Origin of the sequence: Neorhizobium huautlense (assembly GCF_002968575.1) — a bacterium.
Classification (GTDB): domain Bacteria; phylum Pseudomonadota; class Alphaproteobacteria; order Rhizobiales; family Rhizobiaceae; genus Neorhizobium; species Neorhizobium huautlense.
Genome location: NZ_PVBM01000012.1, coordinates 131,929 through 155,983, shown reverse-complemented (window position 1 = coordinate 155,983; position 24,055 = coordinate 131,929). Strand labels below are relative to the sequence as shown.

The 24,055-nt window shown below is 58.4% G+C and carries 21 protein-coding genes, 5 pseudogenes and 1 other annotated feature; of the genes and pseudogenes, 9 read left to right on the top strand and 17 right to left on the bottom strand.

Translation table 11 applies throughout. The annotated features are described in order from the left end of the window. Window positions 1-175 precede the first annotated feature (175 nt). Together C5L12_RS15360 and C5L12_RS15355 are read left to right on the top strand one after the other, a co-directional pair. Window positions 176-340: pseudogene (locus C5L12_RS15360) on the top strand (IS3 family transposase); the annotation flags it as partial. After that, window positions 339-683, top strand: a pseudogene (locus C5L12_RS15355) (IS3 family transposase); the annotation flags it as partial. The pseudogenes C5L12_RS15360 and C5L12_RS15355, both read left to right, overlap by 2 nt. Continuing rightward, window positions 388-503, top strand: a sequence feature (AL1L pseudoknot). It overlaps the preceding pseudogene by 116 nt. A gap of 109 nt (window positions 684-792) precedes the next feature. Here C5L12_RS15355 and C5L12_RS15350 read toward each other — a convergent pair. Beyond that, complete coding sequence (locus C5L12_RS15350) at window positions 793-1,923, bottom strand: FAD-dependent oxidoreductase (RefSeq protein ID WP_105372911.1); 1,131 nt, start codon at window positions 1,921-1,923, stop codon at window positions 793-795. Window positions 1,924-2,655: 732 nt separating this feature from the next. Here C5L12_RS15350 and C5L12_RS15345 point away from each other — a divergent pair. Then, entirely contained in the window at window positions 2,656-3,948 is a 1,293-nt protein-coding gene (locus tag C5L12_RS15345; protein ID WP_105372910.1) for a hypothetical protein, read from the top strand. 18 nt (window positions 3,949-3,966) lie between these two features. Here the strand turns inward: C5L12_RS15345 and C5L12_RS15340 are convergent, their stop codons facing one another. From C5L12_RS15340 to C5L12_RS15325, 4 genes are all read right to left on the bottom strand, one after another. Beyond that, entirely contained in the window at window positions 3,967-4,539 is a 573-nt protein-coding gene (locus C5L12_RS15340) for a hypothetical protein (RefSeq protein ID WP_105372909.1), read from the bottom strand. After that, on the bottom strand, window positions 4,529-5,092 hold the full coding sequence (locus C5L12_RS15335; protein WP_105372908.1) for a hypothetical protein: 564 nt from the start codon (window positions 5,090-5,092) through the stop codon (window positions 4,529-4,531). Before C5L12_RS15335 ends, C5L12_RS15340 begins: the two co-directional genes overlap by 11 nt. After that, entirely contained in the window at window positions 5,089-5,601 is a 513-nt protein-coding gene (locus C5L12_RS15330; RefSeq protein WP_157949056.1) for a hypothetical protein, read from the bottom strand. The genes C5L12_RS15335 and C5L12_RS15330 overlap by 4 nt, the downstream gene beginning before the upstream one ends. Before the next feature lie 179 nt (window positions 5,602-5,780). Further along, the gene (locus C5L12_RS15325) at window positions 5,781-6,395 is read right to left on the bottom strand and encodes a CGNR zinc finger domain-containing protein (RefSeq protein WP_105372906.1); all 615 of its coding nucleotides are present in this window, start codon (window positions 6,393-6,395) and stop codon (window positions 5,781-5,783) included. Between the two features lie 78 nt (window positions 6,396-6,473). On the opposite strand from C5L12_RS15325, the gene C5L12_RS15320 reads away from it, so the two are divergent. Beyond that, a complete protein-coding gene (locus tag C5L12_RS15320) occupies window positions 6,474-7,400 on the top strand; it encodes a DMT family transporter (protein ID WP_105372905.1) in 927 nt (308 codons plus the stop codon). 96 nt (window positions 7,401-7,496) lie between these two features. Here the strand turns inward: C5L12_RS15320 and C5L12_RS15315 are convergent, their stop codons facing one another. Continuing rightward, complete coding sequence (locus C5L12_RS15315; protein WP_105372904.1) at window positions 7,497-8,531, bottom strand: TerC family protein; 1,035 nt, start codon at window positions 8,529-8,531, stop codon at window positions 7,497-7,499. A gap of 453 nt (window positions 8,532-8,984) precedes the next feature. Beyond that, complete coding sequence (locus C5L12_RS15310) at window positions 8,985-9,938, bottom strand: LysR family transcriptional regulator (RefSeq protein ID WP_105372903.1); 954 nt, start codon at window positions 9,936-9,938, stop codon at window positions 8,985-8,987. Between the two features lie 93 nt (window positions 9,939-10,031). On the opposite strand from C5L12_RS15310, the gene C5L12_RS15305 reads away from it, so the two are divergent. Then, the gene (locus C5L12_RS15305) at window positions 10,032-10,991 is read left to right on the top strand and encodes an MBL fold metallo-hydrolase (RefSeq protein ID WP_105372902.1); all 960 of its coding nucleotides are present in this window, start codon (window positions 10,032-10,034) and stop codon (window positions 10,989-10,991) included. A gap of 195 nt (window positions 10,992-11,186) precedes the next feature. On the opposite strand, the pseudogene C5L12_RS15300 reads toward C5L12_RS15305, so the two are convergent. After that, window positions 11,187-11,393, bottom strand: a pseudogene (locus C5L12_RS15300) (integrase core domain-containing protein); the annotation flags it as partial. 259 nt (window positions 11,394-11,652) lie between these two features. Here C5L12_RS15300 and C5L12_RS15295 point away from each other — a divergent pair. Then, window positions 11,653-14,424: a GAF domain-containing protein gene (locus C5L12_RS15295; RefSeq protein ID WP_105372901.1), complete on the top strand. Its 2,772-nt coding sequence runs from the start codon at window positions 11,653-11,655 to the stop codon at window positions 14,422-14,424. A gap of 325 nt (window positions 14,425-14,749) precedes the next feature. Here C5L12_RS15295 and C5L12_RS28795 read toward each other — a convergent pair whose 3' ends face one another. The 6 genes from C5L12_RS28795 to C5L12_RS15265 form a co-directional block, all read right to left on the bottom strand. Continuing rightward, window positions 14,750-14,944: an SDR family NAD(P)-dependent oxidoreductase gene (locus C5L12_RS28795; protein ID WP_245422918.1), complete on the bottom strand. Its 195-nt coding sequence runs from the start codon at window positions 14,942-14,944 to the stop codon at window positions 14,750-14,752. Window positions 14,945-15,170: 226 nt separating this feature from the next. After that, on the bottom strand, window positions 15,171-15,575 hold the full coding sequence (locus C5L12_RS15285; protein ID WP_105372900.1) for a periplasmic heavy metal sensor: 405 nt from the start codon (window positions 15,573-15,575) through the stop codon (window positions 15,171-15,173). Then, window positions 15,572-16,018, bottom strand: coding sequence for a hypothetical protein (locus C5L12_RS15280; RefSeq protein WP_105372899.1), 447 nt, complete (start codon window positions 16,016-16,018; stop codon window positions 15,572-15,574). Before C5L12_RS15280 ends, C5L12_RS15285 begins: the two co-directional genes overlap by 4 nt. After that, complete coding sequence (locus tag C5L12_RS15275) at window positions 16,015-16,635, bottom strand: RNA polymerase sigma factor (RefSeq protein WP_105372898.1); 621 nt, start codon at window positions 16,633-16,635, stop codon at window positions 16,015-16,017. The genes C5L12_RS15280 and C5L12_RS15275 overlap by 4 nt, the downstream gene beginning before the upstream one ends. 6 nt (window positions 16,636-16,641) lie before the next feature. After that, entirely contained in the window at window positions 16,642-17,019 is a 378-nt protein-coding gene (locus tag C5L12_RS15270; RefSeq protein WP_105372897.1) for a hypothetical protein, read from the bottom strand. A gap of 51 nt (window positions 17,020-17,070) precedes the next feature. Beyond that, a complete protein-coding gene (locus tag C5L12_RS15265) occupies window positions 17,071-17,577 on the bottom strand; it encodes an EF-hand domain-containing protein (protein ID WP_245422916.1) in 507 nt (168 codons plus the stop codon). Between the two features lie 159 nt (window positions 17,578-17,736). Here C5L12_RS15265 and C5L12_RS15260 point away from each other — a divergent pair, with 159 nt between their 5' ends. Continuing rightward, window positions 17,737-18,162: an EF-hand domain-containing protein gene (locus C5L12_RS15260; RefSeq protein WP_105372895.1), complete on the top strand. Its 426-nt coding sequence runs from the start codon at window positions 17,737-17,739 to the stop codon at window positions 18,160-18,162. Between the two features lie 92 nt (window positions 18,163-18,254). Here C5L12_RS15260 and C5L12_RS15255 read toward each other — a convergent pair. Further along, window positions 18,255-18,445 (bottom strand): annotated as a pseudogene (locus C5L12_RS15255) (dienelactone hydrolase family protein); the annotation flags it as partial. Between the two features lie 585 nt (window positions 18,446-19,030). Beyond that, entirely contained in the window at window positions 19,031-19,438 is a 408-nt protein-coding gene (locus C5L12_RS15250; protein WP_157949055.1) for an SH3 domain-containing protein, read from the bottom strand. A gap of 338 nt (window positions 19,439-19,776) precedes the next feature. Between C5L12_RS15250 and C5L12_RS15245 the strand changes: the two genes are divergently transcribed. After that, a complete protein-coding gene (locus C5L12_RS15245; protein WP_170109100.1) occupies window positions 19,777-20,958 on the top strand; it encodes an MFS transporter in 1,182 nt (393 codons plus the stop codon). 176 nt (window positions 20,959-21,134) lie between these two features. Further along, the gene (locus C5L12_RS15240; RefSeq protein ID WP_245422921.1) at window positions 21,135-23,105 is read left to right on the top strand and encodes a methyl-accepting chemotaxis protein; all 1,971 of its coding nucleotides are present in this window, start codon (window positions 21,135-21,137) and stop codon (window positions 23,103-23,105) included. A gap of 196 nt (window positions 23,106-23,301) precedes the next feature. Here the strand turns inward: C5L12_RS15240 and C5L12_RS15235 are convergent. Then, window positions 23,302-24,006: pseudogene (locus C5L12_RS15235) on the bottom strand (IS6 family transposase). Between the last annotated feature and the right edge of the window lie 49 nt (window positions 24,007-24,055).

Here is a 24,055-nt window from a genome sequence, read left to right as displayed (position 1 = left end):
CCGCTTAGCTCCATACCGGCCAGCAGTAAATTCCAGACTGCATCAAAGGCCTGATACATGACCGCATCCAATCACACGTTCAAACCGCTCAAAGAAAAACTTGCATGAACGGGGGCATCCATACATGAGCCGGTGGGGCTGCGGACGAAAACTCGGACCGCCAAGGAGGTAGTTCATGTATTCCTACGCAGACAGACTTCGAGCGGTTGAGCTCTATATCCGGCTTGGCAAGCGGCTTAACGCGACCATTCGCCAGCTGGGATATCCCACCAAGAATGCGTTGAGGGGCTGGTACCGCGAGTACGTACAGCATCTCGACCTGCGTGTTCAGCCGGTAGCGTGAGAACCGCGAGCTTCGTCAAGCCAACGAGATTTGCGAAAGGCGTCGGCATATTTCGCGATGGCGGAGCTCGACCGCCCCTTCAAACGATGATCTCGTTCATCAACAAACACCGTGGCGTTTTCGGGGTCGAGCCGATCTGCAGACTGCTGCCGATTGCCCGTCAACCTATCACGAGAATGTCGCCAAGCGCCTGGACGTAGATCGCCTGTCGATCCGCGCCCGCAGCGATATCAGCCTGAAGATCGAGATACGCCGCATCTTTGAGCAGAACTTCCGCGTCTATGGTGTTCGGAAAGTCCGGCGGCAATTGAAGCGTGAAGGCTTCGATGTCGCCCGCTGCAGACCACACGATCTGGCAGATGTTTGAGGCCGAACGCGGCAGTCTCGTCCACTATGTCGGTCCAGTGAGATCGTCACGGTTGGCCGGGCAATGACTCAGGGGCGGGGCCCTATACAAGATGCGGCCGAAACAGCGCCACGACGCTTTCAGGGGCGCCCTCGCCAAAGAACCAGTCCAGATTTTTCGCCGTCAGAGACGCGATACGGGCACTTCGAGGAAAGAGCTTCTCCTCATAGCGAGCAAGGGCCGCTTCCAGGTCGTCCGGCGACGCGACGAGCGCCTCGGCGAGGTCTGCACCGTCATAAAGCGCCAGATTAGCCCCTTCCCCTGCAAAGGGAGACATGAGATGCGCCGCATCGCCCAGCAAAGTCACGCCGGGCCTGCGCGACCAGCGGTGCTCAACCGGCAGCGCATAGATCGGACGGAACACGAGCGCGGTGTCGCTCTCGGTCGCAAGCGTCAGCAAAGGCTCCGACCATCCTTCGAAGTCGACGGCAATCCGAGCCAGGGCCCCCCTGGTATCGGTCAGGTCTATCGACTTCGTCCAATCCTCGGGCTTGCGCAGGGCGATATAGGTATGGAGCGTTCCGTCCGCATGACGATGGGCGAGGATGGCCTGACCGGGCGCGACAGCCATCAGCGTGCCTTCTCCAATTGCCTCGGCAATGGCCGGGAACCGCCGATCCCCATCGAGCAGCATCGTTTCGATGAATGAGATCCCCGAGTAAATTGGCTTCGCATCGGAGACAAGCGGACGAACCTTCGACCATGCGCCGTCCGCCCCCAAAAGGAGATCGGTCTCTACGCTTGTCCCATTGGCAAACGTGGCACGACGGCGGCCTCCCTCCAGAGACGTGACGGATGTCAGCTTGTGCCCCCACTTGATCGCATCGGCCGGGATCGAGTTGATCAGCATCGCGCGCAGATCGCCCCGGTCGACTTCCGGACTCCGGAAAGACCCGTCTCCGGGATGCTCGAACAGAACCGCACCATTCCTATCGACCACGCGTTTGGCGTCCTCACCGGGACGGACGAGACCGAGAAATTTTTCATAAAGTCCTGCGGCCTTGAGTGCGATCTGGCCGTTGTGTTCGTGAATGTCGAGCAGGCCGCCCTGTGAACGAGCATTGGCGGTGGGTTCGGCTTCGTAGATGATTACCGCAATAGCGTGAAGATGAAGAATTCGTGCGAGGGTCAGGCCGGCAAGGCCGGCACCGATAATCGTGATGGAATGACGCATGCAAGCGCTCCTGCAGATAGATCTGTTGCTTCGGGAGACGCTGGTGCGGCCAGGACAAAAGTCGTGACGGACGTATCTGCGACTGTCAGGACCGGCAGCCGATTTTCGCGACGGATGTAATCCTATATAAGCTAATCGGATCACGCAATGACACCGTCAAGTTAACAGGCTGCGGTCAAAAGCCTCGCCCGCCACTTTCGCTTACGCTGCCTGCAGGTGAGCGATTTCATTCCACTTCTGCATGGCTGCGGCTCTCAGTTCGCGATGATGGTCGGACGGTCACCTATCCTCACTGGCAGAGGTTCGCGGGTAGGAGGCCCCTCGATAATTTCTGTACCGAGTAAGGGACGTCCGCCACCCGGCCACCCAAGTACAATAGGAAGGTAGTGGAGCGTAAGAGGCTTCTCGCAACCTCGCCCGGAAAATTCGGGTAACGGAGGAGGCGCCGCTCGCAGCCACTACCTAGTGTTTGAGACGAGAGGAGGTTTGACTGCCGCCTCCCTCACAAAGGCATTTGATCAAGAGGTTTTGGTGAACCTTAGCGTACTGGCAAGGGTTCCAGCCCGGTCCACCAACGAGCGGGCATTCTGTCCAGTGATCAGCAGGCCGTTCTGAACCGGATAAAAGGTGGCTATAAACTGCCTGTCGCCGCGTCCCAAATGGTAATGCGCGCGCTGCATCTTCATGTTCTGAGCCGTTGGCCCGCAGTCAACGAAATGCTATTGGGAACAGATGTCAAATCCTGCTTCGTCGATCGGACTCAGCGCCGGTATTCGAACCGCCCTTCAACTATTGCATCTGACGGCCTCCCTGCTTTGGCGTTTCTGGCCGCAACTGGCGGCGCTCTGGCTGCTGGGGTTTATCGGCAATCTCCTGCTGAACGAGGCCGCAGCCATGATCGGGCGATGGAATTCGCTGGCCGGCCTGTCGGCGCTGGCGTTAGTGGTCCTGCTGAAGCTCGTCGTCGTCGTTGCTTTGTTCGAGACGGTCCGCCGCGGCCTGCCGGCCCTCGACGCGGCCTCGCGGACGCTGACGGGACAGCCGCATGCCGAGATCGAAACGGTTCCCGGCAATTTCGTGAGCGCTCTGGCTCTCACTCTGGTCCCCTTCTTCGCCTTCTACGCAGCCTGGGGTTTTCTGGGCGACACCGTGCGCGACTACTCCCGCCTGTCTCTCAGTCTCCTTCTTTCGGGCGAGGCAGTCGGCCTGCTTGACGTATCGGGTAGCGCATGGCTGATCGCGCCCGTGGTCGTCGCCTGGGCCGTGCGCCGTTTCGCAAAGGCTATGCACAAACGTTCGCGCGCCTCGATATGGCCGATCCTTATCGTGATTTGCGAAGCCAACTGGGCTTTTATCGGCCTCTTCGTCCTCTCTGAATGGGAGGATGACGTTCGAGCCTGGTTCAGCCATCTGCCGGAAACGATGGGCATGCTGCTTGGCTTCCTGACGCCGGTAACAGACGCCGCCGCACAGCAAGCCATTCCGCTGCCTCCAGAATTTTCCCCCCTGCCGCTTCACACACGACTAGTCGGGCTATTCTTCTATTCGCTCTACCCCGTGGTCTGGTTGACGTTCGCAGCTCTTGTCTACGGCTATGACATCCACGGCGAGCGCGCGTTAGGTGAGGGGCGTTTCGCTCGTGCCGTTTCCCGCTGGCAGACGCTGCCGAAATCCGTACGCGACTTCATTTCGCACTTCGTTGAGGGCACACTTAAACGGTATCGCGCCCTCGCCGAGGGCGTCGGCCTCGCGCTGAACTCCGGCATCGTCGCGATCCTCGCCGCCATTCTTGTCTATCGCCTGCTGGATTGGGGATCCGCTTGGGCCTGGTACGGTCTCACGCAGTTCATTGGCCCACATGACCTGTCGCTCTGGCAGATCATCGCGCAGACCATCTCACCCTTCATAGGCACGCCAAGCGAGCCGGGCGAAGGACTACTGGTGACGCCGATCAAGATTTGCCTTCTGGCGGCCACGCTCGAGATCGGATTCGCACAAGGGCGAGAGTGGAGGGGCCGAAAATGAAGGCGGAGCGCCGCGACTTCAATTCAAATCAAGAGCAAAACCGATTGCTTTCGGCCGCAAGGCAGCTGTGCTCAATTTGACCGAGAGGACCGGAACTGCCTCAGCCGGAACCACGAACTTCTCTTCGATCAGGGCAGCATGATCCTTTGGAGGCGGTTTCAGCGACGTGATACCGCAGCCACTTACGGGTTCCCTGCCAGGATCGAGGTCGCGGCTGATATCGTTTGACAGGCTGACGTCGAGCGGCAACCAGCGACGCCCCGTTCCATCCGTCAGGCTGACCTCGCATTGTCCCCAGGCATCACCGATGTCGCGCGTGGCGGTGGCTACCAAGCGAACGATGACAAGTCGCATCTGACCGGGAAGGCGCAGTTTGGCGTCCCGGCCATCACCAAGCAAGCGTACGTTTTCGAGCCGCCACGTCGCGCCTGCGTAATCGAGGTGATCCGGCCCTTGCGTGATATCGGTCTCGATGCGGTGCCTGTAATTCTCGATATTGCGCCAGGCATTGATCACGACGGCGGCAGCGACGAGCGCTGGCAGGCTGGCGAGCGAAAGCCACCACATCTTCCGCTCGCGGTCAAACACCATCTTTGCCAATCTCCAACCTGTCGCGCGAGGCCGTTCCATCGTCTTCGAGAAACACGCCGATCTCGTCCTTCAGTTGTGGATCATATTGCTCCGAAAGCACGAGCTTCATGCCTAGTGTCTCGTCGTCGGGGAGCTCGAAAACGAAAATGCCTGTCGTCGGCAAGCCCGGCTGAACGACTTTCGCCGAGAGAATGCCTGGAGCCTCCCCTGCGCGCCGAGACTGGCGATACGATCGGCCGGAGGCGCCGATGAGGGTCGCTGCGCGAACCGGCATCGTTTCCTGGAAGGCCCGCAGCTCGGCGGAGACCACGATCCAAACTCCGGAAGTCTGCAGTTGGACTGCCCGCCCGAACCGCGTGTAGGCAATCGTTCCGGCCTTCAGTACGCGATGGACCTTCACGCCGAAGGTCGTGCTCAAAACCGTCTCGGTCTGGTGCCCTGTCGTGCGGATCGGCCCGGTCAGCATGGCATAGGGCGGCGTCGTTGCTTGCAACGCCGCGAGGAGCGCAGCGACGGGGACTATTGTGAGGACCATCGGGGCTGGCCGCGTCATGGCTCAATCCCCACTTTGAGGGGCAATGCTACCTCCGCAACGCTGCCCGAAGGAAACCAGCCGGGCGCGGCATAGAGATTGTCCCGCGGTTTGAAGATGGCGCCCTCGATCCGTAGCCGCAAAACAGTCGGTAGCGAAAGTGTCGCCGGAACCTCCCAGACTGCAGTTACAGCTTCAGGCATTCTCGGATGCAAGTCCCACAATATGGCCCGGTCACGCTTCAAATAGTATTGTGGCTTTGATGCATCGTGGACATTGGCGAGCTTGATCAGGTTGCCATAGAGGTTCGAGCTTTCCGCTGAGATATTCTCTAGCATCATCTCGGCGACGATCGCCTTCTTGCCTGGCGATATTCGTGCCCCGTTCGGCATCGCTGCGTCGATAGTGCTTCTGCTGACGGAAACCTTCCAGCGTCCGGCCTCAACCGGCGTCGCCGCTTCCACCTGCGGAATCATGTCGGCTTCGCGCTGCTCGTATAGGGAATATCCTAGGGAAAGCGCTGCGGCCAACAGCCCGCCCGCACCGGCGAGCAGCTTTGTGAGCCAAGCCCTGCTCATCTTCCGCGTCATTGCCGGCTTCGGTCCGCAAAATCGATCATGCCGAGATAGATAGTCGAAGTCTCCCGTTTTTTCGACCCGATGGGTTGTTTTATGCACCGACCCTGCTGCACAGCGGATGTATGCCGGCCCTAATTCTGGGGGTCTGCTTTTCTTCGAAAGCGTTTGACCCTTGCGTGCGTGCCGCAGGTTGCATTGGAACACCAAAGACGGCGCCCGCCCTTCGAAGTGTCGAGAAACAGCCAGCCGCAATTATCGCCTTTGCATTCTCGCACCGGACGGCGCTCATGTCGCCTGATGAGCAGTTCAGACGCCTGCCAGGCGAACAGGTCCACAAGGTCGGTAAGTTCGCTAATCGGCTGCAGCCACTGAAAGCCTTCTTTTGTTTCGAAAAGGCGCTGCCGCGCACGCGCGCGCCTAGCCCTCTCGTGGATAACTGCAAACGGCTTGTCCGGGTAGGGCTGATTGGTGTCTTCCACCACGAAGAGGTCGTATATCGCCTCCCGCAAGCTGATCGCCTCTTCAACTAAGGTTCCTGCTTGTTGCGGCCGCCTCTTAGCAAGTTGGTCAAGGATGACCGCCTGCTTCTCATCGATCAGGCCAACCCGCGCCGCCAGGACGATAAGGTCGTCGCAACACCGCAGCAGGTCAGGGCCCCATCGTCCCCTTCGGCTGTCAACCGTGTTGACGAAGTCAAGAGCCGGATGGCCGCCATTCAGCGGCATGTCTCTCGTCGAAGTCGCCATGTCACCACCGGAACAAGTTCGCCGGCACCTTGTTGTAACGCATGTAATGCATTTAAACCGTTACATAGGACAAGCCCAGTGACATCTGTTGGCAACTTCACCAAGTTCCTCATCCTTTGCCTCGTTTGGGGACTGACATGGATCGCCGTCAAGATCGGCGTCACAACCGTTCCTCCGATGCTCTTTGCCGCGACACGTTTCATCTGCGCAGGGATCGTGCTCCTGGGATGGGGTGCGATCCGGCGCTCCCTGACGCTGATGCAGGGGCAGCACGTAGTTCGGCTGCTCGTCACCAGTCTGCTTATGATTACCCTTTGTTATGGTCCCTTGTTTTGGGGGATGAAATTCGTCCCCTCCGGCACGGCCGCCGTGCTGGAGATGTCATTGACGCCGCTGGCTCTGCTTGTTTTCGGCATCGCGCTGAGTGAGGAGGGCTGGAGCATCGTTCGCTTTGGCGCCATGGTGCTCGGCATGGCTGGACTGGCCGTTCTCTTCGCACCTGCGCTCGCGGCGACCAATGCAGGCTCGTCGGCAGTGCTCGGTCTTGTAGCGGTTGCCTGGGCAGCGATCTCCTCGGCATGGGGATCGGTCCTCGCGCGACCGCTCATATCGCGCTATGGAAGCGTGGTCCTGTCTGGATCGACGACGCTGATCGGCGGTGGCGTGCTGCTCGCAGCTTCCTTCATCATGGAGCCGGATGCCGCGGCCGCCATCGGGACCATGTGGAGCTGGCGCGCAATCGCGGGATGGCTCTTTCTTGTCATCTTCGGTTCCTTGATCGGATACAGCATTTACATGCAGCTCTTGCGGGACATTGGCCCGTCGCGAGCCGGCAGTTTTGCCTTCGTATCTCCGGTGATCGCCGTCGGCGTGGGTGCTTTGCTGGCAGGGGAGGCGATCACCCTGCAGAGCGTCACCGGAATGATCTTGATGATGCTGGCCGCGGGGGGATGCCTATTCGCCGACCGGCTTGAGAGCCTTCTTCTGGCGGCAAGGAAAGCATGAGCGACAAACGGCTGCCGGACCTTCGTTACGGTCCGGCTTCGAAGTTCGAGTCCGGCGCGAAATGCTGTGTCTCGCCAACCGAGCCACCACCTGACCTTATGGTTTAGGGTCTGAGATGCGGGCTGAGCCCTTTGATCCCGCCTCTCTTGGCCGGTCCGGCTCCGGCTCGCTACGTGTTTGCCACAGCGAATACGCAATACCGGCTGCGATCAACGCGAAGGTGACGCCAAGGCTTACCGCAGGCGGGAACTTATCTCCTCCGAGCCAGAAGTCAGCGACGAAGATCTTTGTTCCGATGAACACGAGCACCGCCGCAAGCGCGTATTTCAGGTAGTGGAAGCGGTGCACCATGGCCGCGAGCGCAAAATAAAGCGCGCGCAGACCCAGGATCGCCATGATGTTGGAGGTGTAGACGATGAATGTGTCGGTGGTGATTGCAAAAATGGCCGGCACGCTGTCCACCGCGAACACGAGATCCGCCAAGTTGATCACGACGAGCGCGAGGAACAGTGGCGTCGCCGCAATGACCGGCTTGCCCGTCTTTCCGTCCCGCACACGCGCAAAAAAGCGCTGGCCATGCAGTTCCCTGGTGACCGGTATATGGGTCGAGATGAACCGTACCGCGCGGTTGTTCGCGACGTCCATCGGCTGGTCGCCCGCAAAGAACATCTTCACGCCTGTGAAGATCAGGAATGCCGCAAAGAGGTAGAGGACCCAATACGCCTCATTCACCAGCGCCGCGCCACCGGCGATCATCAGGCCGCGCAACACGATCACAGCAAGGATGCCCCACAGCAGCGCCCGGTACTGGTATTTGGGCGGGATCGCGAAATAGGTGAAGATCAGGCTGATGACGAAGACATTGTCGATCGAAAGCGCCTTCTCGATGAAGAAGCCGGTGAAGTATTGCATGCCGGGTTCAGGCCCGCGCGCATACCAGACCCAAGCCCCAAACAGCAGGGCAATCCCGATATAGAAGGCTGAGAGCTTCAAGCTCTCGCTGATCCCCATTTCGCGATCCTCCTTGTGAAGGACCCCGAGGTCGAATGCGGTGAGCGCGGCGACGAGGCCAAGAAATGCCAGCCAGAACCAGACAGGCGTGCCAAGCAAGTCGGTGAAGAGAAAATCCATTTTGTCGCTCCTCTTGATCGGAAATGATCGGAGCGACCGCACATGACTGTGGCGCGAATGCCGGGCTGTCAGAGCATCGGGATCGTTCCGATGCGGTCCGACATCACGAGGCTTGATCAGCCTCCGCGAGAGGGGCCCGGTCCGCAATAGCCAGATAGGTTTGCATGCTCTTTGGATCAAGGATCGATCGCGAATTTTCCCGACAGTGGCTGCAGCGTCGACGACTCCCCAAAAATCTCGGAGCTGGGTTGGGCCGCATTTCCTGCAATAGCACCTAAACCACGGATGGCGACCGCGGTGCGCTCTATGATGGCCGGGATCGTCCAGACTTGGTGATCGAATATCTTCCGGCCCAAATCCCTTCAACGGCCAGATTTCAGAATGCCTAGATAGATGGTTAGGTCCCCCATTAGGCCGGATGGCGTTCAAACGCACGCTGCTCATTATGGAACGTCAGGCCGCAACATCCACGACATTGCCCCCGTTCGTCGTCAGCATCGCCTCACGGATCTGTTGCCGTAACCATATGCAGCCAAGATCGCTATCCATCTGAAGCGGCCAGACCATTGCGACCGGTGGAAAAGAAAGCGCCAGTGGCACCGGGCTGACCTCAAGGCCCAGCAGCGGCCCGTAACGAAGCGCAATTCGCGATGAGACGGTGGCAATCACCGCTGATGAATGTGCAGTCGCCAATACCGACATGAAATCGGGAGCTGCCGCCACCACTTCCAGTTCTGCACCCGCATGCTCCAGCGCATCCTTGACACAGCCATGCAGGCTGTCGGTTTGCGAGATCACCGCATGCTGTGCTGCCATATAGGCATCAAGGCCCACCGGATTGGAAAGCTTCAGCAAATGCGGATTGAAACAGCACAATACGCTGGACTGATACAGCGGCTCGCAATGGTGCCGTGAGTCCGGTAGATAGCTGCACCCCACAGACAGATCGATGACGCCCGCATCCAGCATCGCGTCGACCTCTGCCGCATCACCTCCGCGAGCCAGAATGCGTATGCCCGGTGCGGTTTCTCGCAGGCGTGCCGTCAGATCGGGCAGCAACAGCAGTTCCACTTCGCTGGAAAGTCCCAGCCGGAACGTGCGTTGCTCGGTGGCCGGATCGAATACGTCCGCCATCAAGACGGCCGCTTGCGCCTGCCGTAGAGCTTGCCGTACCGGACCGGCCAGATTGAGCGCTCGTGCCGTGGGCTTCATCACCTGTCCTATACGGATGAAGAGCTCATCCTGAAACAAGGTCCGCAGGGTCGATATATTGTGGCTCATGGCAGGCTGCTGAATTTTCAGCCGCTGCGCTGCACGGGTGACGCTCATTTCTTCCATCATGGCATCGAAAGCTACGAGAAGATTGAGATCGAATGAACGTAGATTGAAGTGATCGATGACTTGCATAAGTGGTATCGATTTGATTGCTGATCGAGACATCCTTAGCTGATGACGAGGAACTTGCAAGTCACTCCGCACCCTCAATCAAGGATCAAATTTATGCCATCCCGCCGTTCCATTCTCAAAAGCGCTCTGACCGGCCTCGTCGTCGTACCTTTTGTCGTGCCGTCAGTCACTTTCGCCAAAGCACCCTTTGCAGCTGTTCAAGCACCCGGATTCTACCGGTTAAAAATCGGCACTGTGGAGGTTACGGCCCTGTCGGACGGAACTGTAGCCCTGCCGCTTGCCAAGCTCTACACCAACACCAGCGAGCACGATGCACAAAACGCGCTGAAAGATGCGTTTCTGCCGGACATGGTCCCAACCTCCGTCAACGCTTTCCTTGTCAATACTGGAGAAAGACTGGTGCTGATCGATGCAGGCACCGGTGCCTATCTAGGGCCATCGCTCGGCAAACTCGTGTCCAGCATTGAGGCTTCCGGTTACAAGGTGGATGACATCGATGATGTCGTCCTCACTCATATTCATACCGATCACTCCGGCGGGTTGATGAGCAATGGCAAACGTACCTTCCCGAACGCCATGTTGCGGGTCAATGAACGAGAGGCAAAATTCTGGCTGAGTGCGGCGAATGCGAAGGCAGCCTCGGGCATCGTCAAGCAGCAGTTCGTCGAGGCGGATCAATGTGTAACACCATATGCTGAAGCTGGAAAATTCGAGACCTTCGCGGATAACGCGGCACCTGTTCCCGGTCTCGGTTCCATTCTTTATGCGGGGCATACGCCGGGTCACAGCGCCATCACGCTGGAAAGCGAAGGCCAGAAGATCGTATTCTGGGGCGACATCACCCATGGCGATATCGTGCAATTCGATGAACCGGGCGTCGCCATTGAATTCGACATCGACCAGACAGGCGCCGTGGCCGCACGCGACATTGCCTTCAAGCAGGCGGTGGAAGGCAGATATCTTGTGGCAGGCGCGCATATCGCCTTTCCGGGCATCGGCCATGTGCGCCAAGACAGCACGAATTACGACTGGCTGCCGATCAACTACGGTTAAGGTCCGACAACGGGCGATCACCCGATAAAACAGGTGGCTCAGGCAAATGCATGAAGAGGCTCAGCAACAGCCTCTTCCGCGATGACGAACGTCGTCTTGCCGAGGGTTCCTGCTGATTTAGACTTTTGAATGTGTACAAATGCTCAACAGGCGCCGCCTGCTCCCCGTGCTAGCCTATCCCGGCATAGCCTGCTAGGTCTGGTATCCAAGCGATGGGTGCGGTCGGAAATGGTTAAAATCCTCCGGCCATTCTTCGATGGTGCTGCGGGCACGATCAACGCCGAAGAACAGGCTTTCGTACAAGAGATCGCCACGCATACGGCCGGTGGAGGACGCGACATAGCCGTTCTGCCTCGGCTTTCCCGGTGCGATGTAGTGCCACTCGACCTTGTGATGTCTCGAAGAGCCGCACTCTCCGGCCGTGCGTTGTCGGCATAAACTCAGCGGCCGACATTCGGACGCTCAGTGAAGATCCGTCGGAAAGTGGTGATGATGCCAGGTAAATCCGGCCACCGGCTCAGGTAAGTCCCTGGCATTACTACGATCACTCGCATCAGCAAGATAGCGGGCGTCCGCGTCTGAGATTGTGAACTTGAGTTTAGCTGGCGGAACTCTGTCGCGCTAACAGACGTTAAACAGCGTTGATGCGCCGGGGGTGCTAATGACTAATGCGTGGATCGGGATCGATGACGGATTGATGGATTCCGGGCCAGATATTCTGCAGGCGCCTCTTACTCTACATCCGGTTGCCGAACTCCTGAAAACCGTTGACTTCGCACGCACATCCCTTGGCCCGCCGGACTGTTGGGATCCCTCTCTCAAATCGGTGATAGCCCTGATGGTCGATAGCCAGTTCCCCATGTTCGTGGCATGGGGTGACGAACTGGCCTTCCTTTACAACTACGCCTATGCGCAGATACTCGGTGGAAAGCATCCGGCCGCCTTTGGCGCGCGGTTCAAGGATATATGGCACGAGATTTGGGACGACATCTTCCCTCTTATTGATAGAGCGATGAGGGGCATCGCCACCTTCAGCGAGGACCTTCCGCTGATTATGAACCGCGCCGGCTATGACGAACAGAGCTGGTTTACCTTTTCGTATTCGCCGGTACGGGATCAGCATGGCGCCGTGCGGGGAATGTTCTGCGCCGTCACTGAAACCACCCAGCGCGTCATGCTGGAGAAGAGGCAAGCCTTTCATCTCGCGTTGGAGGAAACGCTGAGGGATATCGCAGATCCAGTTGCAGTGATGGCCGCAGCTTCCGAAGCACTGGGCAGAGCGCTCGGCGTAGCAAGAGTTGGTTACGGTGAAATCGATGATGAAGAAGAACACGTCATCGTGGAGCGCGATTGGACAGACGGGCGAATCGCGAGTGCTGCTGGCAAATACCGCATGAATGACTTCGGCCCGTCGATCATCGAAGAGCTCAAACACGGTCGGGTCCTGTGCGTAGACGACGTCGACCAGGATGATCGGATCGGGAGCATGGCTGCGGTGTTTCATGCAATCGGATCGCGAACCGTCTTGGCAGTGCCCCTGATCAAACATGGCCAATTAAGAGCTATATTGTTTCTTCACCATCCGCTTCCACTCAAGTGGACGCATAACGATGTTGCTCTTGCGACCGAGGTTGCCCAACGGACGTGGTCGGCTGTCGAGCGCGCAAAATCGGAAGCTGAAAAGGCACGGTATACGGCGCGGCTGGATTTCCTCGATGCGCTAGGAAAGACGACGTCTCCGCTAAAGGATGCGGACGCCATATTGGAAACCAGCACCCGTATGCTCGGCGAACAACTGGGCGTATGCGTTTGCGCCTACGCCGACATGGACGCTGACGAGGACGGCTTCACCATACGAGGAGACTGGGCGGCCCCCGGTTCCGACCACATTACTGGCCGATATCATCTCAGAGATTTTGGCAGATTGGCCGTTGACGAGCTTTCTGCGGGACGCCCCCTCGTGATCAGTGACAATTTGAAGGAACTTGCCCCGGAAGAAGCAGCCACGTTCAGGCAAATTGGCATCGCGGCAACGATCTGCTTGCCACTGGTGAAAGATGGAAAACTTACGGCTCTCATGGCCGTCCATCACAAGCTGCCGCATAATTGGACGTCTCATGAACTCGCGCTGGTCCAGGAAGTCACTGAGCGCTCATGGGCCCATATTGAACGCGTAAGATCAGAGGCCGAGTTGTTCGCGAGCCAGGCGGAGTTGCGTCGCGCCAACGAGTCATTGGAGGCAACGGTCGCGGAACGCACTGGCGAACTCATGGCAGCGGAGGAATCTCTGCGGCACGCGCAAAAGATGGAGGCCGTAGGGCAACTCGCCGGCGGACTGGCCCATGACTTCAACAATCTCCTGGCAGGTATCCTCGGCAGTCTCGAGGTGATGAGGAGCCGCGTGGCAGAGGGGCGTTTGAGCGATATCGATCGTTATCTGACTGCTGCAACTGGCGCGGCCGCGCGCGGCGCATCTTTAACGCAGCGTATGCTCGCGTTCTCCCGGAGACAAACGCTTGCTCCCAAGCCCACGGATGTCAACAAGCTCATAACTTCGATGGAGGAGCTGGTGCGTCGGAGCGTTGGCCCTGCAGTCGCCGTCGAGGTCGTTCAGGGATCCGGAGCATGGCCGACACTTGTCGATCCGGGTCAATTGGAAGGCGCGCTTCTGAACCTGTGTATCAACGGACGCGACGCGATGCCATCCGGCGGCACGTTGACGATCGAAACGGCAAACCATTGGATTGATGATCGCATGGCGCCTGCTCTGGGGTTGAAGGCCGGTCAATATCTATCGGTTTCTGTCTCGGACACGGGTACGGGCATGGCACCAGAAACAGTCGCCCGCGCCTTTGATCCATTCTTTACTACGAAGCCCATCGGCGAGGGGACCGGCCTCGGCTTGTCGATGGTATGGGGGTTCGCCGGCCAATCCGGCGGCAGCGTTAGGATCTTTTCGGAGCTGGGCGAAGGTACGGCTGTATTCATCTACCTGCCTAGGTTCACGGGTGAGGTTGGCGCGGACGAGACGATACCTGCCGGCAGGCCGACTGCCGCGGCGCCAAGTCAGACAATCCTTCTCGTGGACGACGAGCCTCTGATCCGCATGGTCGCTGCTGAACAACTGGAGGAATTGGGTTATGTGGTCATTGAGGCTGGTGACGCACGTGAGGCAACCAAGGTCCTGGAAGCAGATCGACGGATCGACCTGTTGCTGACCGATGTGGGGCTGCCAAATGGCATGAATGGCCGCCAGCTTGCAGATCGTGCCCGCGAGACGCGGCCGAACCTACCTGTCCTGTTTGTGACGGGCTACGCGGAGAATGCAGTGTTAAACCAAGGGCATCTATTGCCGGGCATGCAGGTTTTGACCAAGCCGTTCGACATGAATACGCTGGCACGACGGGTGAAGGTGTCCATCGAGGGTGAATAGCCCACGCGAGATCCCAGCCTTACGACCGCCCGCTTTCCAGCACGCTCTGGCCGAAAACCGATATCGCTGGTCCAACTCCCATTAAGGTGTGAGCAGCTGTTAAGGCAATCCGGGCGCCGCGACCGGCGGCATTGAGCTGTTGTTGTGGCAACACCGGACTTGCTTATGCAAGCGCCTAAACCCATCAGAAGGTCTCCGACGTCAGTCTGCCTTCAGCGCCGCACTGCAGTTCCAACATAAGCTCTCGCCCGAGAGCGTGGTAACGCGATCGAGCGTCTGGTTATTGCCGAACGAAACCCGAAGGCAGCGACCTGATCTTCTTGTGTCACGTCAAGAACGGCAGTGCGAAGTCGTGAACCCTCACCAGCACACTTTTTGCGGCTTCAAGCCTCTGCTGCGAGCGACCCACAATGGTCACATTCGCGCCCTCGAGAAGGAGCCGCCGCGCAAGCGCCAGCCCCATGCCGGAGCTCCCACCCACAATAACAATCTCTGCGTTTTCGATCTTGATATCGTTCATGTGCATCTCCTTTTCCGATGGTAAGAAGATGTGTTGCTTCGACCGGAAAATAAAACGCAATGTTCCGATTGTGCCATCGGTTTGTCCGATGGACGCTTTGCCCAATATAGTCCCCTTCGCATAGAGGGCGACAACGCGCTTCAGCCAATTATATGACTGCATGCGTCCTTGGAGGCTTTGAGGGTGCAGTTGGTCTCCATTCCTTTGCGGGCAGACAGCCCGTGCCTCACTTGGTATCGCTAGCCCGCCCTCGCTCTGTCGCCCGAAGGGCCTCGAGTAGCAGACTCTGCATGAGACGCTGGAGTGCATCGGTCGCCTCCCGAACATCGGCCATTGCCTTTCCTACTTCCACTTCCTTGAGCGGCAGGGCACTTGCCGACGCAAGCTCACGCCGCGCCTCGCGCAATTGGCGAAGCGCCTGAACGGTTTGCTTTCGGTTTTCTCGCAAGAGCCGACGAAACTCCGTGCGGACATCATCCGGATATGCCGAAAACGCGCCTTCAGCCAAAATGGACATTGCGGGGGCGTCACGATCCCTTTTGAACACGTAGCCCAGGGAGAAGGCATTTCCGAGCAGCGACGCTATGAAGACGGCCAACAGGAGTAAGCGAGGCCAGGTAAATCGTTTCACGGGCGGCTTCCTTCTTCTTGTCTGAAGATCGACGTATGCGCCACTTCGGAGGGGGGGACGCCAATGGCAAAGGCCAGAAGGGCGTCGTCGGAAATGTCTATTCGCGCCCCCGCTGCCCAGTAGCCACTGGCCGCAGACAGTGTGATGACAAATGCCATGCTTGCCGCTGTTGCCGGGATCGACCACCATCGAGGGCCAACCGTAGGCCCAAACCGGCGCCTGGACTTTGCAACTCTTGTCATCACATGGCGAACGAGCACGGTCTCGTCGACCGACGTTTTCGCCGCGTCGAGAACAAGATAATCGAGCGTTTCATCGTCGCTGAGCGCAGCAAGCCGGTGCCCAGTCAGAAACCGTGACGCCTCCTGTCGAAAAGGCGCCGGCCACGTCGCGGTGTCGGGCCCAAACCTGACTTTCAGGTTCTCGAACTCGTCTGTGTTCATTTTGACAGCCTTTCATCCCTTGGTTCGAATTCACCAACCTTCGCGAGCCGGGCGCGCAGCGTCCGCCTTGCCCGCACCAGCAGCTGCTCTACCGAACCGGCACTGGTTCCCATAGCTTCGGCGATCGAGGTGACGTCAAGGTCTGCAACAGCGCGCAGGAGCAGCGCCATGCGCTGGCGTTCCGGTAACGTGTCGAGACCGGCGCGGACGATGGCCAGTTCCTGGCGTGCGCCGATCAGCGTATCCGCTGGCGGATCGTCTGATGCAAACACATCGTCGGTGTCGTCAAATCCGAGAAACAGCCGGAACCGGCGCCACCGCTTCACGTCGATGCATCGGTTAACAGCGATCCGGTAGATCCAGGTGGTCGCGCGTCCTTTTGCGGGATCGAAACGCTTTGCGTTATTCCAGACGGAAAAGAAGACATCCTGAACGACATCCTCCGCCTCATCGGCTCCGCCGAGATAACGTGCAGCGAGTAGCTGCAGGCCCCGTCCGTGTCTGTCTATCAGTTGCCGGAGGGCAGGCTGCTCGCCAGCAGCAATACGGGCGAGCAGCTCCCCGTCATCGAGGCGCTCCGGCAGCCCAGCTGGTTCCGGGACACGCGCCTGGCTCACGCGGATTTATCTCCAATGGCGGCGGATGACGCCGACTGTTCCGCCGGGGCCATTGTGAACCCCGATGGAACGCACGCGATAGGGACCTCGCGCCGTCGCAGTATTGCCTGAGTACGTCCGGCCATCAGGACCCGTGGCCGAGTAACTGCGGCGGCAGCGATCGACCACACCATCACGGCAGGTCGAACTCGAGGTGTAGGTCGCGCCGTTCGGTCCGACGCGCGTCGTTTGTCCCTGATAGATGTTCCCGTCTTTCGTTCCGTTGCGGGTGATCTGACCGCCGCTTCGCGTATCCCGCGTCAACTCGGCCGACATCGCCGGCATCGGGACCAACGTTACGACAACACCCAGTGCGGCAAAGATTGTCTTCCAGCAAGTCATCATCGTCATCTCCTTATTACCAATGGAATTTTTTGGTTTGTAACTGCAATCAACTCAACGGTTGAACAGAATGCTGCGAATGACGAGAAATTCGCCGTCCGACAGCTTCTCATCCCCGTCCCGGTCAGCGAGATCGAAAAGGGGCGTGCGCGCTCGAAACTCGTCTGCGGACACCTTGCCATCGCCACCGGTATCCAGACGGAGCATCTGATTTCCGAGAAACGCTTGCATCGCCATCGCGTGATCCATAATCGCGTCACGGAGCCGTTCCGTTTCATCCTGGTCGATTGCGCCGTCTCCGTTGGCGTCGAGGCGCGCGAACAGTTTCCCGCGCGCCTCCTGGATCTCGTCGCGCGTAACAGCATTGTCCTTGTTCTGGTCAAGCCGCTGCAGAACAGGCAAACTTGTTTGCGCCTCCGCCGAGAACGCTGGCACTGAAAGCGCCGCCACCAGCGCCGCGATGCGTGCGTATGGCTTCAGTTTCATTGGTCGTGGTCCTTTTGTTGCGTTGTTTCCGGCCGCCGATGGGCAGCGACACGAACTGATACGACGCAGCTGCATGCCTCCTACGCCATCGCCTTCCGAATTCGACAGGCGGAGCACGCAGCAGAGAGCCTTCCCCTCAAACAGAAAAAAGCGAGACCGCTCGTAGGAACCCCGGTCAGCGCCCGTAGAAGAGGGCATTGATGCCAATCCCATCTGAGAAAAGGGGAGAATAGAATGAACGTGAAACCGCTGGCTTGCGTGATGATTTTTCTGGCGACCGGGAGCGCTTGTGCGGCAGACGGACAAGAGGCCCGTCAGGCCTTCCGCCAAATGGATCAAAATGGTGACCGATCACTTCAGTTCAGTGAGCTGCAGGCGGCGCGCGCCATTGTGTTCGATCGTCTGGACGCAAATCGAAATGGCGTGTTCGATAAAGATGAGGCAAAGGTCGCCCTTGAGCGTGCGAGAGCGGGCGGCAGGTTTCAAATGGCAACCGCTGGGGGCTTGGAAACGCAAGCACACCGGATGGACACGAATGGCGATGGTCGAATTGCGAGGGCCGAATTTGCTCAGTTCGTTCCTGATCGTCTTCTGCACGCAGACAGCAACGGCGACCGCAGCCTTTCCCTCTCTGAACTCAGGGCTCTGCGCAAACGTTAATCGCCGCCCTCCCTCTCAAATGGAGAGATCCAAAACCATGAGTAAGACAATCACCGCATTGGGCACAGCTACATTGCTGGTTTTAGCCTATGCCGCTCCCGCATTTCGTCGAATCCGATCTTACCGATGTAGGCTAGACCCTCGTCGATCTTCTGGAACGTGCGTCCGTCGAACAGGTCCGGCGTGTGCACGATGTGACCGCTGTGGCCCGCAAGTCGTCGGCGAACGCGCGCACACCCTTGGTCAGCCCCTGTGGGTGGTGGAACAGCAAGACCTCATTCATACAGGCCTCCGGGTGAGATGGTTTGGTGCACGTTCGATCAGTTTCCCGGTTTTTTGTACTGCTCAAGCCAAGCTCGTTGCGGTCTTGAATGCCAGATCTCTTCGCGCCGAACGCCGATGTCCACCGGAATATGTTCGGACTGAAAGAACAATGGATCTGATCGGGAGCATCCCTTGGAGCTTATTGAGGGGAGAGAAGTGGGTCCATTCCGTTGCTTGCTCTTAATAAATAACCGATAGAAGATTCTTTTCACCTTCATTTTCCACAAAGTCATTCGTGTTTCCCCCACGCGCGCCAGCCGGCAGCATCTTTCCAGCGAGGATGCCCCGGTGGTGAGCATTCAAGAGTTTCGGTCATCCGGTCCCTTAGTCGTAATCAGCAGCCGTGAGCTGCGGACATGGGAATAATAGGAGGAGTTCGCCCAGTCGGGCGAACTCTGCACAGGCAATCTCCAGACGCGTTATCCGAGTCTTTGGGTATGGAGCGCCTTAAGGATTGAGCATCTCGGGCGCCCTCTCCGAAGTAAAACATCGAAGCCGCGGCATTCAGGGCATGTGACTAGCGCTTCACCCGGACGCGTGTTCCTCAATCAGTCCAACGCTCCCAACGACGATCCATTCTCCGGTGAACCCGATATTCGATCCTTGCATCGCGCCGTGCTGCCGCTCTCGGATTGTAGTAGGGCTGACCGACGTAATAGCGCTCGTAGACGACGGGGTCATAGGTGATCATGGGTACGCGAACGTGCACCGCCCCAAGATAGGTGCCGCTCAGCCAGCCGCGATATCCATTCCAGCTTACGTCGCACCAGCGGCCCTGATCGAGACATCCGAACACAGTGACGGTCCGGCCCACTGGGACCGTGGTGATTGGCTGATACCCAACGCCTGGGCCTGTCCTCAAATTGAGGTCTGCCTGCGTGACTGCCGATGCGGCCAAAGCTGATGTAGCGGTGAAAAGAAGTAGAAAAAGGGACAGTGATTTCTTGAGCATGAGTGTCTCCAGCATCTCGGTTAAAGGGATGAGTTCGCCGTGATACGTCCGACTGACTAAACTCCTACGCGGATATGAGCATCTCCATCGACGGTGCAGGGGCGTTGTCACCTTGTTTCACTGGGGCCGGACGAGGCGCTTTGGGGAAATTTCCCGTCGACGTGAACGTCCGAAATGGAGGCGCAAAGCGGAAATCACTTCCGCTGTCGGCCCAAAGCAAACCTCCGGTCACGCAGAATCTTTGGTAGTGGAGGCCCAGGAGACGTCCGCCCCAGCCAACTCATCAACCAATTTGTTCGGTCCCATAAGTGCAGGGTGATAGGTCCGACTTTTGTCGAATGATATACGGGGCCATGATCCGATCTGCATCGCCCGCCTTCATGTTTTCGCTTATTGCGTTTGGCACAATCCTCGGTATCGCCGGCACTGACCTAGTCCTTCCCGCGGTTCCCACGATGCCACGCGAATTGGACGGCACGCCCGCTTTAGCCCAGATGGTGCTGGCAGCCTATGCCGCAGGGACTCTCGTGGGCCTGCTGACATTCGGCGAGCTTGGGGCGAGGTATTCCCCTCGCAAACTCCTGATCTGGTCGCTGACCCTATTTGCTTTCACCTCCATCCTGGCAGCATTCGCGCCTACGCTGGAGTGGCTGGTGGCATTCAGGTTCGCTCAAGGAGCTTTCGGCTCTGGTCCTGCAGTATTTGCTCCAGGTTTCATCCAGGGTCTCTTCACTAGTGACAAGGCGGCCGGAATGTTCGGACGACTTGGCTCGATCGAATCTCTTACCCCGGCGCTTGCCCCGGTGGCAGGGGCGTTCCTGCTCGGCGTGAGCGGCTGGGAAACATCCTTCCTGGTTCTTGGAGGTTTTGCGATCTTCTGCGCCATTGCCTGCGTGGTCTACAGCCACTCGCTTCCCGATCGGACCATAGCCCTCGAAACGCACTGCAGCTACCTATCGATCCTGCGGGACGGGGTGTTCCTTCGGCACGCGCTGAGCCAGGCTTTCTCCCTCGCCGCAATCCTCATCTTCGTCTTTGGCGCACCGGTCGTGATGACAGAGATCATGGGTGGCGGCATTGAGGATTTCATCCTTCTGCAGATTTGCGGAATAGCCAATTTTATCCTGGCGTCGAACCTTTCAAGCAACCTCGCAAGCAAGTTCGGGGTCGAACGCATGATCTACCTCGGAACGGGAGTCTTGCTCACTGCCTTCCTGCTGATCCTTGCCTATGTTCAGTTCGGTGGAAGCAGCCTTGCTGTCATCGTGCCCATCTGGGCCATCACCAATGGGGCGTTCGGTCTGCGTGGTCCGATAGGCTTCCATCAGGCCATAGTAGCCTCCAAGGGCGATCATTCTCGTGGCGCTGCACTGGTTGTGGCAGGCATCTTGGGGTTCACGGCGGCAGGTACCGCTATCGCCGCGCCGTTCCTTGGCCTTGGTTGGTGGCCTCTCGCCCTGGCGAGCTGCCTTTCGGCAGCCCTTGCCTTCCTCTGCCTAGCAGTCTTTCCAATAGGCTGAACAGCTCTTTCGACGCAAGAAGGTAGGCGTGATAGGCAGAAACGTCCACTGTATGCTTTACACAGTTTAAATAAAAACCCCCTAATATAAGGGGGTCGCGATGAAGGCGGCCATGCCCTTTTCCCCCTCCTGCAGATGAATCTGCCTGAAGCGGGAACCCGCATTCATTGGAGAATATGGTGTTCGCATATATTGCTAACCTTCGGACGATGGCCAAGCTGATCGTCTCATTCAGCCTCGTCCTTTTGGTCGGTCTTACCGTCAATCTCATCAGCGTCAGGTCTTCCGCCACCCAGCAACAAGCGACCGGTTGGACCGAGCATACATATCAGGTTCTTCGAACCGTCGATGACATGATTTCGGGGATGGTCAATCAGGAGACTGGTCTGCGCGGCTACCTCTTGGCCGGAGACGAGCGGTTTCTTGAGCCCCAAAAGGCGGGAGAAGCCCAGTTTCGATCAGCATTCGATCGAGCCAAAAGTCTGACGGCCGACAATGCGTTGCAACAGAAGAGGCTCGCGGATCTACAGGCTCAGGTCCATAGCTGGAGCAGCGAGGTGATGGCCAAGGAAATCGCCTTGATGCGGGATGCAGCGACTGTCGACCAGGCTCGATCCATGGAGATTTCTGGTGCCGGCAAAAAGTATATGGACGCTATCCGTGCGATAGCGAAGGAAATATCCGATGCAGAAGCGTCGCTGCTCGATGAACGTGCGGCGGCGTCTGCGGATGCAGCAAATCGTACTTTTTGGAGCATCGTGGTTGGTTTAGCCGCCACCGTTGTTGTCATAGCTATCTCGCTGATATTGCTGTCGGCAACCATGATTCGCCCCATCCAAGCGATTACCGCGTCCATGAATAGGCTTGCGGGCGGCGATGCCGACACTCCGATTCCCTTTGCCGGCAGGACCGACGAGGTGGGTGAAATGGCGGCAGCAGTAGAGGTATTCCGGACCAACGCGCTGGAGAACCGCCGCCTTGAACGAGAGGCCAATAACCAGCGCTCTCTGTCTGAGGAGCAGCGTCGTACCATCGCCGAAGAAGAGCGCATCCGTGCCGAGGCGATGGCGCAGGCGACCAACGGTCTTGCGGATGGTTTGAAGCAGCTTGCCGCAGGCAATCTCGCCGTCCAGGTTACCCAGTCCTTCGCCGAGGAATTCGAGGGCCTGCGGGTCGACTTCAACCAGGCCGTTGCCCAGTTGAAGGACACGATGGCGTCGGTCGCGGAAGCCACGAGCTCTATTGACTCCGGCTCGCGCGAGATCAGCCAGAGCGCTGAGGATCTGTCAAAGCGCACCGAGCAACAGGCCGCATCCCTGGAGGAAACGGCCGCAGCGCTGGATCAGATCACCGCGAATGTCGCGAACTCATCCAAACGCGCGGAAGAAGCCCGCATGGTAGCAATACAGGCGAACGAAAGTGCCCGCAATTCAGGTGCCGTCGTCGCCAATGCCGTCGATGCAATGGGCAAGATCGAAGAGTCGTCCAATCAAGTCTCCAACATCATCGGCGTCATCGATGACATCGCCTTCCAGACCAACCTGTTGGCACTGAATGCAGGTGTGGAGGCGGCGCGCGCTGGCGAAGCCGGTAAGGGCTTTGCGGTGGTAGCGCAAGAGGTGCGGGAACTCGCACAACGCTCCGCCACTGCTGCGAAGGAGATCAAGGACCTGATCCGCAACTCTTCGGTGGAGGTCGGCAATGGCGTTAAGCTTGTCAGTGATACTGGTGAGGCGTTGAAGACGATCGAAACCTATATCGTCACGATCAATCAACACATGGACGCCATCGCCACCTCCTCTCGCGAACAGTCGGTTGGGCTTTCGGAGGTCAACACCGCAGTAAACCAGATGGATCAGGTAACCCAACAGAACGCAGCTATGGTCGAGGAGGCGAATGCGGCTGGGGCGACCCTGGCAAATGAGGCGAGCCGTTTGCGAGGTCTGATTGGTCAGTTTCAGCTCGGTGCCCCGGCGACCGACCGGCGCGTATCGGAACACCGGACAAACGGCGTCACAAAAGGAGTGTCCCGATCGGTGCCGGTTGCCTCGCCCCCCCGCCGTATGTTGGGCAAGATCGCGTCTACATTCTCCGCCAATAGAGCTGCAGCCGTGGCAGTCAGCAACGAACGCTGGGAAGACTTCTGAGTGACCGATGCAGGCGGGGGCAGTTGCCTCCGCCTGCATCTTGAGATCGACTCCATGACGGTAGTTGTCCTCAGCAGTCGTGCGAATTTCCGCGCCGGGAGTGACACTACCTTTCCCCCGTCTCCTTGGGGTGGGTTGGCGACCGGGTGATGTCACGTTGTTTGACTGAAGCCGGGCGAATGGCTTGCCGTTGAACTCAGGCAGCTGCGCCGGTTACGGCCCTCCACTGCGCCATTGCGCGGATTCGATGAATGTGGGTGGCGAGGGCGGTGTGCTTATGGTGGGACGGGACAAAGTGATTTCTGATTGCCGAAAAGACCGCGGTGAATCGTTGCAATCCGCCGGAGGCTCGGAAGCCTTGCATCATCCGTTCTCGCTTTCCCAGCGGCAGGTGTGAATTTTCCGCGCGATTGTTCAGGCCTTTATGCGATCGATGTTCGACAGAAGGCATCACGTCCCGCTTTGCCGCTCCATATGAGCCCAGCTTGTCGGTGATGATCCGCTTCGGCGTGAGGACTTACTTCTTCAGCAGCCTGACCAGCAATCGCCTGGCAGCCTTCGTGTCGCGACGAGCCTGCACGATTTCGTCGAGAATATATCCGTCCTGAGCGACGACTCGCCAAAGCCAGTGTTTCCGGCCGCCAATGGAGATAACCACCTCGTCCAGATGCCAGATGTCCTTTCGCGACGACTTCTTCCTTCGCAACTGCTTTGCGTAGGCAGCACCGAACTTGCGGCTCCATCGCCGGATCGTTTCGTAGGAGACAATGATGCCACGCTCCAGAAGCATTTCCTCGACCAGCCGCAGGCTCAGAGGAAACCGGAAATAAAGCCACACGCCATGGGCAATGATCTGCGGTGGAAAACGATGATTCTTGTAGCTGACGATCGACGGGTTCATCGCACCGGCTTAGCCTTCAACCGTTAAGGTCGCCGATAAAGTGACCTCA

Coding starts and splice junctions, on each gene's coding strand:
- C5L12_RS15265 (WP_245422916.1), bottom strand. CDS start 17,577: ATGCAGCTGCGTCGTATCAGTTCGTGTCGCTGCCCATCGGCGGCCGGA.
- C5L12_RS15340 (WP_105372909.1), bottom strand. CDS start 4,539: ATGGTGTTTGACCGCGAGCGGAAGATGTGGTGGCTTTCGCTCGCCAGC.
- C5L12_RS15280 (WP_105372899.1), bottom strand. CDS start 16,018: ATGAACACAGACGAGTTCGAGAACCTGAAAGTCAGGTTTGGGCCCGAC.
- C5L12_RS15345 (WP_105372910.1), top strand. CDS start 2,656: ATGTCAAATCCTGCTTCGTCGATCGGACTCAGCGCCGGTATTCGAACC.
- C5L12_RS15335 (WP_105372908.1), bottom strand. CDS start 5,092: ATGACGCGGCCAGCCCCGATGGTCCTCACAATAGTCCCCGTCGCTGCG.
- C5L12_RS15270 (WP_105372897.1), bottom strand. CDS start 17,019: ATGATGACTTGCTGGAAGACAATCTTTGCCGCACTGGGTGTTGTCGTA.
- C5L12_RS15295 (WP_105372901.1), top strand. CDS start 11,653: ATGACTAATGCGTGGATCGGGATCGATGACGGATTGATGGATTCCGGG.
- C5L12_RS15250 (WP_157949055.1), bottom strand. CDS start 19,438: ATGCTCAAGAAATCACTGTCCCTTTTTCTACTTCTTTTCACCGCTACA.
- C5L12_RS28795 (WP_245422918.1), bottom strand. CDS start 14,944: ATGAACGATATCAAGATCGAAAACGCAGAGATTGTTATTGTGGGTGGG.
- C5L12_RS15260 (WP_105372895.1), top strand. CDS start 17,737: ATGAACGTGAAACCGCTGGCTTGCGTGATGATTTTTCTGGCGACCGGG.
- C5L12_RS15240 (WP_245422921.1), top strand. CDS start 21,135: ATGGTGTTCGCATATATTGCTAACCTTCGGACGATGGCCAAGCTGATC.
- C5L12_RS15350 (WP_105372911.1), bottom strand. CDS start 1,923: ATGCGTCATTCCATCACGATTATCGGTGCCGGCCTTGCCGGCCTGACC.
- C5L12_RS15245 (WP_170109100.1), top strand. CDS start 19,777: ATGATATACGGGGCCATGATCCGATCTGCATCGCCCGCCTTCATGTTT.
- C5L12_RS15325 (WP_105372906.1), bottom strand. CDS start 6,395: ATGGCGACTTCGACGAGAGACATGCCGCTGAATGGCGGCCATCCGGCT.
- C5L12_RS15315 (WP_105372904.1), bottom strand. CDS start 8,531: ATGGATTTTCTCTTCACCGACTTGCTTGGCACGCCTGTCTGGTTCTGG.
- C5L12_RS15305 (WP_105372902.1), top strand. CDS start 10,032: ATGCCATCCCGCCGTTCCATTCTCAAAAGCGCTCTGACCGGCCTCGTC.
- C5L12_RS15310 (WP_105372903.1), bottom strand. CDS start 9,938: ATGCAAGTCATCGATCACTTCAATCTACGTTCATTCGATCTCAATCTT.